Origin of the sequence: Streptomyces sp. NPDC001594 (assembly GCF_042893675.1) — a bacterium.
Classification (GTDB): domain Bacteria; phylum Actinomycetota; class Actinomycetes; order Streptomycetales; family Streptomycetaceae; genus Streptomyces.
The window spans coordinates 293,707-306,660 of sequence record NZ_JBIAVB010000005.1; the positions used below are offsets into that span (position 1 = coordinate 293,707).

12 protein-coding genes are annotated in these 12,954 nt (G+C 73.8%); 11 read left to right on the forward strand and 1 reads right to left on the reverse strand.

What is annotated here, in order from left to right:
* Positions 1 to 5 precede the first annotated feature (5 nt).
* From ACFY0O_RS12840 to ACFY0O_RS12850, 3 genes are all read left to right on the forward strand, one after another.
* Positions 6 to 971 carry an isopenicillin N synthase family dioxygenase gene (locus tag ACFY0O_RS12840; protein WP_388946285.1) on the forward strand — a complete coding sequence of 322 codons (966 nt, stop codon included), beginning with the start codon at positions 6 to 8 and terminating at the stop codon, positions 969 to 971.
* 63 nt (positions 972 to 1,034) lie between these two features.
* The gene (locus ACFY0O_RS12845) at positions 1,035 to 1,568 is read left to right on the forward strand and encodes a GNAT family N-acetyltransferase (RefSeq protein WP_388946288.1); all 534 of its coding nucleotides are present in this window, start codon (positions 1,035 to 1,037) and stop codon (positions 1,566 to 1,568) included.
* 158 nt (positions 1,569 to 1,726) lie between these two features.
* The gene (locus tag ACFY0O_RS12850) at positions 1,727 to 3,088 is read left to right on the forward strand and encodes an FAD-dependent oxidoreductase (RefSeq protein WP_388946290.1); all 1,362 of its coding nucleotides are present in this window, start codon (positions 1,727 to 1,729) and stop codon (positions 3,086 to 3,088) included.
* 75 nt (positions 3,089 to 3,163) lie between these two features.
* Here ACFY0O_RS12850 and ACFY0O_RS12855 read toward each other — a convergent pair whose 3' ends face one another.
* Entirely contained in the window at positions 3,164 to 3,625 is a 462-nt protein-coding gene (locus ACFY0O_RS12855; protein WP_388946292.1) for a hypothetical protein, read from the reverse strand.
* 223 nt (positions 3,626 to 3,848) lie between these two features.
* Here ACFY0O_RS12855 and ACFY0O_RS12860 point away from each other — a divergent pair, with 223 nt between their 5' ends.
* From ACFY0O_RS12860 to ACFY0O_RS12895, 8 genes are all read left to right on the forward strand, one after another.
* Positions 3,849 to 4,511, forward strand: coding sequence for an NADPH-dependent F420 reductase (locus ACFY0O_RS12860; RefSeq protein ID WP_388946295.1), 663 nt, complete (start codon positions 3,849 to 3,851; stop codon positions 4,509 to 4,511).
* A 109-nt stretch (positions 4,512 to 4,620) separates the two neighbouring features.
* Positions 4,621 to 6,144 (forward strand): VWA domain-containing protein, encoded by a 1,524-nt coding sequence (locus ACFY0O_RS12865; protein ID WP_388946709.1) that lies wholly within the window; start codon positions 4,621 to 4,623, stop codon positions 6,142 to 6,144.
* Between the two features lie 110 nt (positions 6,145 to 6,254).
* The gene (locus tag ACFY0O_RS12870) at positions 6,255 to 8,030 is read left to right on the forward strand and encodes a glycosyl hydrolase family 18 protein (RefSeq protein WP_388946298.1); all 1,776 of its coding nucleotides are present in this window, start codon (positions 6,255 to 6,257) and stop codon (positions 8,028 to 8,030) included.
* A gap of 34 nt (positions 8,031 to 8,064) precedes the next feature.
* Positions 8,065 to 8,661: a HutD family protein gene (locus tag ACFY0O_RS12875; protein ID WP_388946301.1), complete on the forward strand. Its 597-nt coding sequence runs from the start codon at positions 8,065 to 8,067 to the stop codon at positions 8,659 to 8,661.
* Positions 8,662 to 8,738: 77 nt separating this feature from the next.
* On the forward strand, positions 8,739 to 9,512 hold the full coding sequence (locus tag ACFY0O_RS12880) for a carbonic anhydrase (protein ID WP_388946304.1): 774 nt from the start codon (positions 8,739 to 8,741) through the stop codon (positions 9,510 to 9,512).
* A 77-nt stretch (positions 9,513 to 9,589) separates the two neighbouring features.
* Positions 9,590 to 10,462, forward strand: a complete 873-nt coding sequence (locus ACFY0O_RS12885) for an RNA polymerase sigma-70 factor (RefSeq protein WP_388946307.1) — start codon at positions 9,590 to 9,592, stop codon at positions 10,460 to 10,462.
* A gap of 85 nt (positions 10,463 to 10,547) precedes the next feature.
* Positions 10,548 to 11,819, forward strand: a complete 1,272-nt coding sequence (locus ACFY0O_RS12890) for an SGNH/GDSL hydrolase family protein (RefSeq protein WP_388946310.1) — start codon at positions 10,548 to 10,550, stop codon at positions 11,817 to 11,819.
* Positions 11,820 to 11,978: 159 nt separating this feature from the next.
* A complete protein-coding gene (locus ACFY0O_RS12895) occupies positions 11,979 to 12,938 on the forward strand; it encodes a PLP-dependent cysteine synthase family protein (RefSeq protein ID WP_388946312.1) in 960 nt (319 codons plus the stop codon).
* The last annotated feature ends 16 nt before the right edge of the window (positions 12,939 to 12,954 follow it).

The following is a 12,954-nucleotide window of genomic DNA, read 5'->3' on the forward strand; positions in this document are numbered from 1 at the left end:
CCTCCATGGCGAGTTCCCAGGTCCCCGTCATCGATCTCGGCCCGTGGCGCTCCGGCGGCCCCGCCGCCCGTGCCCGGATCGCCGCCCGGGTGGACGAGGCCCTCCAGGCGGCCGGTTTCCTGCTGGTCACCGGCCACGGGGTGGACCCCGCCCTGCCCGCCCGGATCCGGGAGGCCGCGCGGTCCTTCTTCCGGCTGCCGCCCGAGGTGAAGCAGCCGTACGCCGTCAGCGTCGGCGGGCGAGGCTGGCTCGGCCCCGGCGCCGAGGCCAACAGCTACGCCGAGGGGACGGCCTCGCCCCCCGACCTGAAGGAGTCCTGGTCCTTCGCCGCCGACGAGCCCACAGGGATGCCCTCGGTGGACGCCGAATGGTTCCGGCCGAACACCTGGCCCGCCGAGGTACCGGGCCTGCGGGAGCCCGTGACCGCGTACCTGGGGGCCATGCGGGCCCTCTCCGACGAGCTGCTGGAGCTGCTCGCGGCCGCCCTGACCCTGCCCGAGGACCACTTCACCCGCCACACCGGCCACCCCACCTGGGGGTTCAACCTCAACTGGTACCCCGGAGCCGAGACCGTCGGGGAGCCGCTGCCCGGCCAGTTCCGGATCGGGCCGCACACGGACTTCGGCACGGTCACCGTCCTGGACCGCGAGGCGGGCGCGGGCGGCCTCCAGATCCACACCGACGCCGACGGCTGGCAGGACGCCCCGTACGACCCGGCGGCGCTCACCGTCAACATCGGCGACCTGCTGGCCCGCTGGACCGGCGACCGCTGGCGGGCGGGCCGCCACCGGGTCCTGCCGCCGCCCGCGCACGCCCCGGCGGAGGAACTGGTCTCGCTGGTCTACTTCTACGAGTGCGACGCCCACACCCGCGTGGAGTCCCTGCCCGCCCCGGTGGGCCGGGTGGCGCACGAGCCGGTCGACTCCCACGCCTACCTGCGCGCCAAGCTGGACCAGATCACCGTCGGCTGACCCGGACCGCCCGCCGGGCCCCCGATTACCCCTGGTGGGGGCCGGTTCGGCAGGATGGGGGGCATGACCGAGATCCGCACCCCCCGCCTGCTCCTGCGCCGCTGGTCCGACGACGACCTCGTCCCCCTTTCGGAGATCACCTCGGACCCCGACGTGATGCGCTGGATCGGCGACGGCTCCGTCCTCGACCTGGACGGCGCCGCCGAGGCCATCGAGCTCTGGGAGGAGGAGTGGGACGACGAGGGCTTCGGCGTCTTCGCGGTCGAGCTGCTGGCCTCCGGCGAGCTGATCGGCGCCGTCGGCCTGTCCGCCGCCGACGACCTGCCCGAGACCCGCCACCAGGTACAGGTCCTCTGGCGCCTCGGCCGGCCCTTCTGGGGGCACGGCTACGCCTCCGAAGCGGCGCAGGCCGCGCTGGAGTTCGCCCTCCAGGACCGAGGCCTGGACCGGGTGGTCGCCGTCAACCGGGTCGGCAACGAGGAGTCGGCCAACGTGATCCGCAAGCTCGGCATGGCCCAGGACGGCGAGGCCGCCGACCCCGCCACCGGAGCGCCGGTCACCCTGTACAGCATCGACCTGACCGAATACGCGGGCTGAGCCGGGCCGGAGTCAGGGTTCGGTCAGGCAGAAGTCGGGCTTTGGCATGTCATAAGATCGCCTTATGGGGGCATAAACGGGAGGCGGGTACGGGGTTAGGGTGGCCTTAGTTTAGGGTTTCCTTGATCAGTCAGATTGTCGGTCGAAGGGAACCCACCATGCCTCGCCCCCTGCGGGTAGCAATAGTCGGCGCCGGCCCCGCCGGTATCTACGCGGCCGACGCGCTGCTGAAGTCCGAGGCCGCCGCCGACCCCGGTGTGTCCATCGACGTCTTCGAGCGCATGCCCGCCCCCTTCGGCCTGATCCGCTACGGGGTCGCCCCCGACCACCCCCGCATCAAGGGCATCATCACCGCCCTGCACCAGGTCCTCGACAAGCCGCAGGTCCGCCTCTTCGGCAACGTCGACTACCCCGGCGACATCTCCCTCGACGAGCTGCGCTCCTTCTACGACGCCGTGATCTTCTCCACCGGGGCCACGGCCGACCGCGCCCTCTCCATCCCCGGCATCGAGCTCGACGGCTCCTACGGCGCCGCCGACTTCGTCTCCTGGTACGACGGCCACCCGGACGTCCCGCGCACTTGGCCGCTGGAGGCCGAGAAGGTCGCCGTCCTCGGCGTCGGCAACGTCGCGCTCGACGTGGCCCGCATCCTCGCCAAGACCGCCGACGAGCTGCTGCCCACCGAGATCCCGCCGAACGTCTACGACGGCCTCAAGGCCAACAAGGCCCTGGAAGTCCACGTCTTCGGCCGCCGCGGCCCCGCGCAGGCGAAGTTCAGCCCGATGGAGCTGCGCGAGCTCGACCACTCGCCCAACATCGAGGTCATCGTCAACCCCGAGGACATCGACTACGACGAGGGCTCGATCACCACCCGCCGCTCCAACAAGCAGGCGGACATGGTCGCCAAGACCCTGGAGAACTGGGCGATCCGCGACACCGGCGACCGTCCGCACAAGCTGTTCCTGCACTTCTTCGAGTCCCCGGTCGAGATCCTCGGCGAGGACGGCAAGGTCGTCGGCCTGCGCACCGAGCGCACCGAGCTCGACGGCACGGGCAACGTCAAGGGCACCGGCGAGTTCACCGACTGGGACGTCCGGTCCGTCTACCGGGCCGTCGGCTACCTCTCCGACGAACTGCCCAAGCTTCCCTGGGACGTCGAGTCGGGCACCGTCCCGGACGAGGGCGGCCGTGTCATCGAGGCCGGCGGGCACATGGCCTCGACCTACGTCACCGGCTGGATCCGGCGCGGCCCCATCGGCCTGATCGGCCACACCAAGGGCGACGCCAACGAGACCGTGGCCAACCTCCTCGAGGACCACGCCCGGGGTCGGCTCCTCACCCCCGCCGCCCCCGAGCCCGAGGCGGTCGAGGCCTTCCTCGCCGAGCGGCAGGTCCGTTACACGACCTGGGAGGGCTGGTACCGGCTGGACGCCGCGGAGAAGGCGCTGGGCGAGCCGCAGGGCCGCGAGCGCGTGAAGATCGTGGAGCGCGAGGAGATGCTCGGCGCGAGCGGCGCCTGAGACACGGCCCGGGACACCGCCCGGGCCACCGGTGGGCCCGCTTCGGCGGGCCCGCCGGCGCGTGCGGGAGCGGGATCAGTCCCGGATCGAGGTGATCTTCCGGGTCGCCAGGTCGGCCTGGACGTGGAGCGTGGTCGTGGTGTTGCCGCTCCAGGTCAGGGTGACGGCGGCGTTGGTCTTGCCCATCCCGCTGTCGACGGAGGTCACCTTCCACTTCAGCGGCACGTTCTGCGCGCGCAGCACCCCGTTCGCGTGGTTGGCCTCCTCCCACTGCCTCAGCTCCCGCTGGAGGGGCTCGGAGAGGTAGAAGGCGCGCAGTTGGTCCGCGGTCCGGCCGTCGCCGTCGTAGACCGCGTCGATGTAGGAGCCGTAGAAGTCGGCGATCCGGGTGAACGCCCCTTCCGGGCTGCCGGAGACGGACGGCGGCGCGGCGGCCGTGGCCGAGGTGCCGGAGACGAGGCCGAAGGAGAGGGCGGCCGCACCCGCCGTGGCGGCGAGGGCGACGGACGTGGCGCGCTTGGTCGGGAACTGGAGCATCGGTCGGTACCTTTCCCCTGATCACGTGCTGCTGCCGGTACGGTCCCCGGCTGCCCCGGAAGACGGGGAAACAACGCCAACGGGTTCTCCTTGTCCGGGAAATGGCGAGATTTCGCCCGTACGGGCGATCTGTGCACCCGGGTCCGGGCGGCGGCGGAATGCGGTGGGCGGGCCGGAGGTTGCCAGGGACGCGATATCCGACTCCGTACGCACTGGAGAGCTCATGAAGATCGGCATCATCGGCGCCGGCAACATCGGCGGCAACCTCACCCGCCGGCTCACCGCCCTCGGACACGAGGTACGCGTCGCCAACTCCCGCGGCCCCGAGACCCTGGCCGCCCTCGCCGAGGAGACCGGGGCCACCCCGGTCACCGTGGCCGAGGCGGCTCGCGGCGCCGAGATCGTCGTGGTCACCGTCCCCTTCAAGAACGTGCCCGACCTGCCCGCCGGACTCCTCGCGGAGGCCGCGGAGGGCTTCGCCCTCATCGACACCAACAACTACTACCCGCGCGAGCGCGACGGCCGCATCGCCGCCGTCGAGGACGAGGGCCTCACCGAGAGCCGCTGGACCGAACGCCAGCTGGGCCACCCGGTGGTCAAGGCCTTCAACGGCACCTACGCGATCGACATCCTGGAGCGGCCCCGCCCCGCCGGCGACCCGGACCGCATGGCCCTGCCCGTCGCCGGTGACGACGAGGGGGCGAAGAAGGCCGTCCGCGCGCTGATCGACGAGCTCGGCTTCGACACCGTCGACGCGGGCGGCATCGACGACTCCTGGCGCCAGCAGCCCGCCACCCCGGTCTACGGGCTGCGCGGGGGAGTCGAGGAGGTCACCCGCGCCCTGGCCGAGGCCTCGCCCGAGCGCACGCCTGAGTTCCGCGGCTGAGGACTCCCGGGGGCGGCGGCTCGGATCCGGATCCCGCGGTCCGGGCCGCCCGTCCGCGTTCGGCTGCCCGCGGGCGGCGCCACCGGGCAGACTGTGCGGCGTGACGACAATGAGCAAGGGAGCCAACCTGCCGGTCGCGGCAGCCTCCGTCAGAGCCGTGCTCGGCTGGTCCGCCGGGCCGGGCGTACCCGACGTGGACGCGTCCGCGCTGCTGCTGGCCGGCGGCGGACGGGTCCGCTCCGACGGTGACTTCGTCTTCTACAACCAGCCGAGGCACGCCTCCGGCGCCGTACGCCACGCCGGCAAGCGGCCGGGAGCCGACACCGTCGAGGTCGACCTGGCCGCCCTGGAGCCGGACGTGGCGCGGGTGTTGCTCTGCGCCTCCGCCGACGGCGGCACCTTCGGCCACGTCCCCGGGCTCCACCTGCGGCTGCTCGACGCGGTGTCGGGAGCCGAGGTGGCCCACTTCCCGATCGAGGCCGGGCCGGAGACCGCCCTGGTCGGCGGGGAGCTCTACCGGCGGGCCGGAGGATGGAAGTTCCGGGCCGTCGGCCAGGGGTACGCGAGCGGCCTCGCGGGACTGGCGACGGACTACGGCATCACGGTGGACGACACCCCGCCGACGCCGCCCGCGCCGACGCCGGCTCCCGCCCCGGCCCCGGCCCCCCGCCGAGCCCCGGCCGCCGCACCCCCTCCCGCCCCGGCCCCGGCACGGCGTACGGCTCCCGCCCCGGCCCCGGCCCCCGCACGGCATACGGCTCCCGCCCCGGCCGCGACCCCCACCCCAGCCCCCGCGCCGGCATGGGTCGACGCTGCCGCCGCCCCGGCTCCCGGTGCCGCTCCCGCCCCGGTCGAGCCCGTCGTGCGCCTGGTCAAGGGCGAGGAGTGGCTGCCGCCGGAGATGCGCGGGAGGCTGTCCCTGCGCAAGGAGCAGGTGGCCGTCAGCCTCCGCAAGGCCGGCGCGCCCGACGTCACCGCCCGCGTCGTCCTCGTCCTCGACGCCTCCGGGTCGATGAGCACCCTCTACTCCCGAGGCACCGTGGCGGGCGTGGTGGAGCGGATGGCGGCCGTCGCCGCGCAGTTGGACGACGACGGCGAGATGCAGGCCTGGACCTTCGCCACCAACCCCGCCCGGCTGCCCGACCTCGCCATCGGCGACCTCCCGGAGTGGCTGCGGCTGCACGTGCGCGTCGGCCAGATGGGCGTCTTCGGCCGCAGGAAGCCGCCCAAGGGCCTGGTCCCGGGCCAGGTGGACATGCGTCAGGTCGGCTTCCAGAACGAGGAGCAGAAGGTCATCGCCGAGGTGCGCGCCTTCGTCCGCGCCCACCCGGTGCCCGCGCCCACCCTCGTCCTGTTCTTCTCCGACGGCGGGGTCTACCGCAACGCCGAGATCGAACGGGAGCTGCGGGAGGCCGTGGAGGAGCCGGTGTTCTGGCAGTTCGTCGGCCTCGGCCGGGCCGGCTTCGGCGTGCTGGAACGCTTCGACACGATGCCCGGCCGCCGGGTCGACAACGTCGGCTTCTTCGCCGTCGACGACATCGACCGGATCCCGGACGCCGACCTGTACGACCGGCTGCTGTCGGAGTTCCCCTCCTGGATCCGCGCCGCCCGGCAGGCGGGCATCCTGCGCTGAACGCCCGGCTCCCGGCGGGGCGCGGACCGGTCGGACCCCTTGACCCGAAGCTGGTCCAGACCAATCATGAGGCGTCCGCCCGTTCGCTCGCGCCCCACCGGGAGCCTTCGTTGAGACTGCGTCAGCATGCCTTCCGCCGCTTAAGCGCGGCCTGCGCCACCCTCGTCACCGCCGCCGGACTGCTCGCCGCCGTCGGCGCCGGGCCCGCCCAGGCGGCCACCCCCTACGCGGCCACCCCACTGCCCGCGCACGTCTTCGCCCCCTACTTCGAGGCGTACTCCTCCGACAGCCCCGCCGACCTCGCGCAGAAGTCGGGCGCGAAGTACCTGACGATGGCCTTCGTACAGACCGAGGCCAAGGGCTCCTGCACCCCCTACTGGAACGGCTCCACCCAACAGCCCGTCGCCGACTCCGTCTTCGGCGCCGACTTCGCCGCGATCCGGGCCCGCGGCGGCGACGTCATCCCCTCCTTCGGCGGCTACGCGGCCGACAGCGGGGGCACCGAGATCGCCGACAGCTGCACCAGCGTCGACTCGATCGCCGCCGCCTACCAGAAGCTCGTCACCACCTACGACGTCAGCCGCCTCGACATGGACATCGAGGACAAGTCCCTGACGAACAAGGCCGGTGTCGACCGCCGCAACCAGGCGATCAAGAAGCTCCAGGACTGGGCCGCCGCCTCCGGGCGCCCGCTCCAGATCTCCTACACCCTCCCCACCACCACGAGCGGACTCGCGAGCAGCGGACTGGCGGTCCTCAAGAGCGCCAAGGCCGCCGGAGCCAGGGTCGACGTGGTGAACCTGATGACCTTCGACTACTACGACGGCGCCACCCACGACATGGCCGCCGACACCCGCACCGCAGCCACCGGCCTCTACGACCAGCTGGCCGCCCTCTACCCGGACCGGACCCCGGCGCAGCTGTGGGGCATGATCGGCGTCACGGAGATGCCGGGCATCGACGACTACGGCCCCGCCGAGACCTTCACCACCGCCAACGCCACCGCCGTGTACGACTGGGCGGTCTCCAAGGGCATCAACACCCTCTCCTTCTGGGCCCTCCAGCGCGACAACGGCGGCTGCCCCGGCACCGGCGGCTCCGACACCTGCTCCGGCATCGCCCAGGACCCCTGGTACTTCACCCACGCCTTCGCCCCCTTCACCGGCGGCGGCGGGCCGGCCGCCGACGACTTCTCGGTCTCCGTCGCCCCCGGCTCCGCCTCGGTGACCCCGGGCGCGAGCACCACCGCCACCGTCTCCACCCAGGTCACCTCCGGCGCGGCCCAGCCCCTCGCGCTGACGGTCTCCGGCGCGCCCGCCGGGGTCACGGCCACCCTCACCCCCGACGCGGTCACCGCCGGCGCCACCGCCAAGCTCACGGTCGCCGCCTCGGCCACGGCGGCCCCCGGCACCTACCCGCTGACCGTCACCGCCGCCGGGAAGACCAGCCACGGCGCCGCCTTCACCCTCACCGTCTCGGGCCCGGGCGGCGGCAGCGGCGCCCTCGTCAACGGCGGCTTCGAGAGCGGCGCCCTGGCCCCCTGGGCCTGCGAGAACGGCGGCTCGGTCGTGACGGCCCCGGTCCACGCGGGCACGTACGCCGTCCAGGCCAACCCCGACTCCGCCCACACCGGCGAATGCGCCCAGACCCTCACCCTGGCGCCCCACACCGCCTACGCGCTCAGCGGCTGGGTCCAGGGCGGCTACGCCTACCTGGGCGTCCGCGGCGGGGCCAGCGCCAGTACGTGGACCAGCGCGACCGGCTGGACCAAGCTGACGGTGCCCTTCACCACCGGCGCCTCCGGAACCGTGACCGTCTACCTCCACGGCTGGTACGGGCAGGGCCCGGTCCGCGGCGACGACTTCGCCGTGAACCAGGCGGGCTAGTCTCGGCCTGAACCCCGAGGGAAGGAAACCCCGCATGCCCGGCCCCGCCGCCATCCGGATCCTGCGCGCCGCCGACCGTACGGCGGTGCCCTGGAAGAACGGCGGCGGGGTCACCCGTGAGATCGCGGCCGAGCCCGAGGACGCGGGGACGGCGGACTTCGGCTGGCGGGTCAGCCTCGCCGAAGTCGCCGCCGACGGCCCCTTCTCGGAGTTCCCCGGCGTCGACCGCACCCTCACCCTCGCCGAGGGCGCCGGCATGGACCTCACCGTCGCGGGGGAGCCCCGGCGCGTCGACGAGCGGTACGCGCCCTGCGACTTCCCCGGGGACGCGCCGACCGGCTGCCGGCTGCTGGACGGGCCCGTGGTGAACTTCAACGTGATGTACCGGCGCGGCCGCGTCCAGGCGCACACCGCCGTCGTCCGGGGCTCGCTCCCCCTCTCCGCCCCGCCGGGTACCACCCTCCTGGTCGTCGCCCTGGACGGCCCGGCCCGGCTCGACCACCCGCAGGGGCCCGTCGAACTCGGCCCGTACGACGCCGTCTTGCTGACAGGCCCCCCGGCGCCGTGCGGGGTCCGCACCGCAGGCCGGACGGCCGTCGTCGCACTTCGGACGTCCGGCACGGGGGATTGAGCCGGGGCCGGAGGGGTTTCGGACAACCGTCCCCGCACGCTTGGGTCAAGGGCCGGTAAAGCGCCATGCTGGCGCCCATGTCTTCGAACATGCACGCGTCGAACGCGCACACGTCGAACACCGATCCGGTACGCGAGGGGGCCGCGCCCAGCCGGCGCGCCCTGCTGCGGACCGCCGTCGCCGGTACGGCCGCCGCCGGATCCGTCCTCGCCCCCGGCCCCGCCTTCCCCGCCTCCGCCGCCCCGCAGCCGGGCACCGCCGACCGCCCCACCACACCGCAGCAGGCCCTGCGCGAACTGGAAGCCGGCAACCGGCGCTGGCGCACCCTGCGCGAGCAGCACCCGCACGAGTCACCGTCGACCCGGCTGCGGCTCGCCACGGGACAGCACCCCTTCGCCGTCGTCCTCGGCTGCGTGGACTCCCGCGTCCCGCCCGAGCTCGTCTTCGACCAGGGGCTCGGCGACCTGCTGACCGTCCGCTCGGCCGGCGAGGTCCTGGACGAGGCCGTGCTCGGCAGCATCGCCTACGGGGTGCTGGAACTGGCGATCCCCCTGGTCCTGGTCCTCGGCCACCAGTCCTGCGGAGCCGTCGGCGCCGCCGTCCACGCCGACGAGACCGGCGGCCGGCTGCCCGCCCACATCCAGTACCTGGCCGACCAGATACGCCCGTCCATCGACCACGGACAGCAGGGCGACGCCCGCGTCGCCGCCACCATCGACGCCCACGCCCGCCGCACCCGCGACCGGCTCGCCGCCGAACCCGATCTGGCCCGCGCGGTATCCGCCGGCCGGCTCGCCGTCGCCGCCGCCCGCTACGACCTCCGCGACCAGCGGGTCCGCACCCTCTCCTAGAGCCTCGAACCCCAACTCCCCACCGCCCGGCGGCCCCCGGGGCGCCGCGGGCACGGGGCCCCGTGCAGAATCGAGCGGTGACCGCGACCGAACCCGAGACGGACCCCTTCGACGAGCACCGAAGGCTGCTCTTCGCCACCGCCTACCGCATGCTCGGCACCGTCAGCGACGCCGAGGACATCGTCCAGGACGCCTGGCTGACCTGGCACAAGGCCGACCGCTCGGAGGTGCGCCACCCCAAGGCGTACCTCGTGCGCACGGTCACCAACCTCTCCCTGAACCGCCTCACCTCCGCCCGCGCCACCCGGGAGGAGTACGTCGGCCCCTGGCTCCCGGAGCCCCTGCTCACCTCGCCCGACGCGGCCCAGGACCAGGAGCTCGCCGAGAGCGTCTCCATGGCGATGCTCGTCGTCCTGGAGACGCTCTCCCCCCTGGAGCGGGCGGTGTTCGTCCTGCGCGAGGTCTTCGGCTTCTCGCACGCGGAGATCGCCGGCTTCCTCGACCGCGAGGAGCCGGCCGTCCGGCAGGTCTCCTCCCGCGCGCGCAAGCACGTCGCCGCCCGGCGGCAGCGCTTCGACACCGACGCCGCGGAGCGCGAGCGGGTCACGGAGCGCTTCCTGACCGCCTGCGCCGGGGGCGACATCAACGCCGTCCTGGCCATGCTCGCCCCCGACGTCACCGCCTGGTCGGACGGCGGCGGCAAGGTCACCGCCGCCCGCCGCCCGCTGCACGGCCCCGACCACGTGGCCCGCTGGCTGTTCGGCGTCCTCGCCAAGCCCGCCAACGCCGGGGTCACCGTCACCCCCGCCCTGGTCAACGGGGAGCTCGGCATCCTCGCGGAGCTGGACGGAGCACCCACCGCCGTGCTCACCTACGACCTGGACAACGGCCTGCTCCGCAACCTCCGCATCCAGGTCAACCCGGACAAGCTCGCCGGCCTGCGCCGCTGACGGACCGCCCGGCAGGAGGGTCGGAGTCCCGAAAAAACATCCGGCCCTCCTGTCACATCCGCATGCCGCCGCGCGTCAGGGTGGTGTGAACAAGAACAAGATCGCTCTCGTCGCCCCGCTCGCCGCCGCCCTCCTGGCCGCGGCCGCCACCACCGCCACCCCCGCCGCAGCCGCGTACGGCAGCCCCTGGCACAGCGCCTGGGGCGCCTCCCCGCAGGCCCCCACCCACACCGACTGGTTCCCCAACTGGTCCGAGGAGGGCTTCCGCGACCAGTCGGTGCGCCAGGTGATCCGGGCCGGGGCCGAGGGCGGCGAGCTGCGCGTCCGCCTGTCCAACGCCTACGGCAAGACCCCGCTGCGGCTGACCGGCGCGACCGTCGCCAAGAGCGCGGGCGGCGCCGCCGTCCGCCCGGAGACCGTCCGCACGCTGCGCTTCGGGGGCTCCGGCTCGGTGACCCTCGCGCCCGGCGCGGAGCGCTCCAGCGACGCCGTCGCCCTCCCCGTCCAGGCCTTCGAACAGCTCACGGTCACCTTCTGGTTCCAGGGCCCCACCGGCCCCGCCACCTTCCACAACGTCGCCATGGCCACCTCCTTCCGGGCCGCCGGCGACCACCTGCGCGACTCCGCCGCGGACGCCTTCTCGGCCCCGGGCGACCAGAGCTTCTCCTGGTACTACCTGGCCGGCGTCGACGTGAAGAACCCCGCCGCCCCCGGCCCGCGCCGCAACGCGGTCGTCACCTTCGGGGACTCCCTCTCCGACGGCTTCGGCGCGACCCCCGGCGCCGACCGCCGCTACTCCGACGCCCTCGCCGCACGCCTCGCCGCCCAGGGGGCCGCACGGCCGGTCCTCAAGGCGGGCATCGGCGGCAACAAGGTGCTCACCGACTCGCCCTGCTTCGGCGAGAGCGCCCTGAACCGCTTCCGCCGCGACGCCCTCGGCCGCCCCGACACCGGCACGGTGATCGTCCTGGAGGGCACCAACGACATCGTCCAGCCCGACGGGGTCCAGGACCGCTGCACCACGGGACCCCGGGTCACCGCCCAGCAGATCATCGCCGGGTACCGCGAACTGATCCGCGAGGCCCACGCCCGCGGCGTCCGCATCATCGGAGGCACGATCCCGCCCTACGGGGACTCCGGCTACTGGACCGCGCAGGGCGACCAGGTGCGCGCCGAGGTCAACCGGTGGATCCGCACCAGCGGCGCCTACGACGCCGTCGTGGACTTCGACCGCGCGGTGGCCGACCCGGAGCACCCGGAGAAGCTCAAGGCCGAGTTCGCCTTCGCCGACCGCCTCCACCTCAACGACGCCGGCTACCGGGCGATGGCCGGGGCCGTCGACGTCAACTCCCTCTAGCAGCGCCTCTAGCACCAACGGGACAGGCCGGGCACCGCAGCGGGTGGTGCGCGAGCGAGGCTCGAGTTCCCCGCGAGCCGGGCACCAATCGCGCACCACCGCCGCTGGCTACTTTGCGAAGGACCGCCCGCACGTCCAGCACCAAAAAGGGGGAGGCACGTGAACAACGCGCTCACCACCCGCCGCATCGCGGCTTCGTTCGAGGATCTCGTCGGCGACACCCCGCTGCTCCGCCTCCAGCTCGACGGCCTGCCCGCCACCGCCCGGGTCCTCGCCAAGCTGGAGTCCGCCAACCCGCTGTCCAGCATCAAGGACCGGGCCGCCCTCTTCATGCTGCGGGCCGCCGAGGAGTCCGGTGCGCTGGTGCCCGGTGCCACCGTCATCGAGTCGACCTCCGGCAACACCGGCATCGCCCTGGCCGCGCTCTGTGCCTCCCGCGGCTACCGGTGTCTGATCGTCCTGCCCTCCAACGCCTCCAACGAGCGGGTGCTGACCCTGCGCATGCTGGGCGCCGACGTCGAGTTCACCGACCACACCCTCGGCTTCCGGGCCTGCGTCGAGCGCGCCGAGGAGCTGCACGCGCTGATGCCCGGCTCCTGGTACGCGCGCCAGCACGAGAACCCCGACAACGTGCGCGCCCACTACGAGACGACCGGGCCCGAGATCTGGCGCGACTCCGGCGGCCACGTCGACTACCTGGTGTGCGGGATCGGCACCGGCGGCACCATCACCGGCATCGCCCGCTACCTGCGCGAGCGCAACCCCGACCTGAAGGTGGTCGCCGTCGAGCCCTCCGGCTCCGCGCTGCTCTCCGGCGGCGAGCCGGGCCCGCACCGCATCCCCGGCCTCAACGGCGGATTCATCAGCCCCGTCACCGACGTCCACCTCATCGACGAGGTGATCGCGGTCGACGACGCGGACGCCGCCGCCACCACACGCGCCCTCGCCGCCCGCACGGGGCTCCTCGTCGGGATCTCCGCGGGTGCGGCCGCGTACGGCTGCCTCGAACTCGCCCGCCGGCACGACCTGTCGGACGCGGTCGTGGCGACCGTGTTCGCCGACAGCGGCGAGCGCTACCTCAGCTGGTGGCCGCCGGCCGAGCCCGCCGGCCGGCCCTGACCGCCCGGCCGGGCCC

Excerpts from the sequence above, each read along its gene's own strand:
- ACFY0O_RS12880 (WP_388946304.1), top strand. The coding sequence starts at position 8,739 with ATGTCTTCGAACATGCACGCGTCGAACGCGCACACGTCGAACACCGAT.
- ACFY0O_RS12875 (WP_388946301.1), top strand. The coding sequence starts at position 8,065 with ATGCCCGGCCCCGCCGCCATCCGGATCCTGCGCGCCGCCGACCGTACG.
- ACFY0O_RS12865 (WP_388946709.1), top strand. The coding sequence starts at position 4,621 with ATGAGCAAGGGAGCCAACCTGCCGGTCGCGGCAGCCTCCGTCAGAGCC.
- ACFY0O_RS12860 (WP_388946295.1), top strand. The coding sequence starts at position 3,849 with ATGAAGATCGGCATCATCGGCGCCGGCAACATCGGCGGCAACCTCACC.
- ACFY0O_RS12845 (WP_388946288.1), top strand. The coding sequence starts at position 1,035 with ATGACCGAGATCCGCACCCCCCGCCTGCTCCTGCGCCGCTGGTCCGAC.
- ACFY0O_RS12855 (WP_388946292.1), bottom strand. The coding sequence starts at position 3,625 with ATGCTCCAGTTCCCGACCAAGCGCGCCACGTCCGTCGCCCTCGCCGCC.
- ACFY0O_RS12840 (WP_388946285.1), top strand. The coding sequence starts at position 6 with ATGGCGAGTTCCCAGGTCCCCGTCATCGATCTCGGCCCGTGGCGCTCC.
- ACFY0O_RS12850 (WP_388946290.1), top strand. The coding sequence starts at position 1,727 with ATGCCTCGCCCCCTGCGGGTAGCAATAGTCGGCGCCGGCCCCGCCGGT.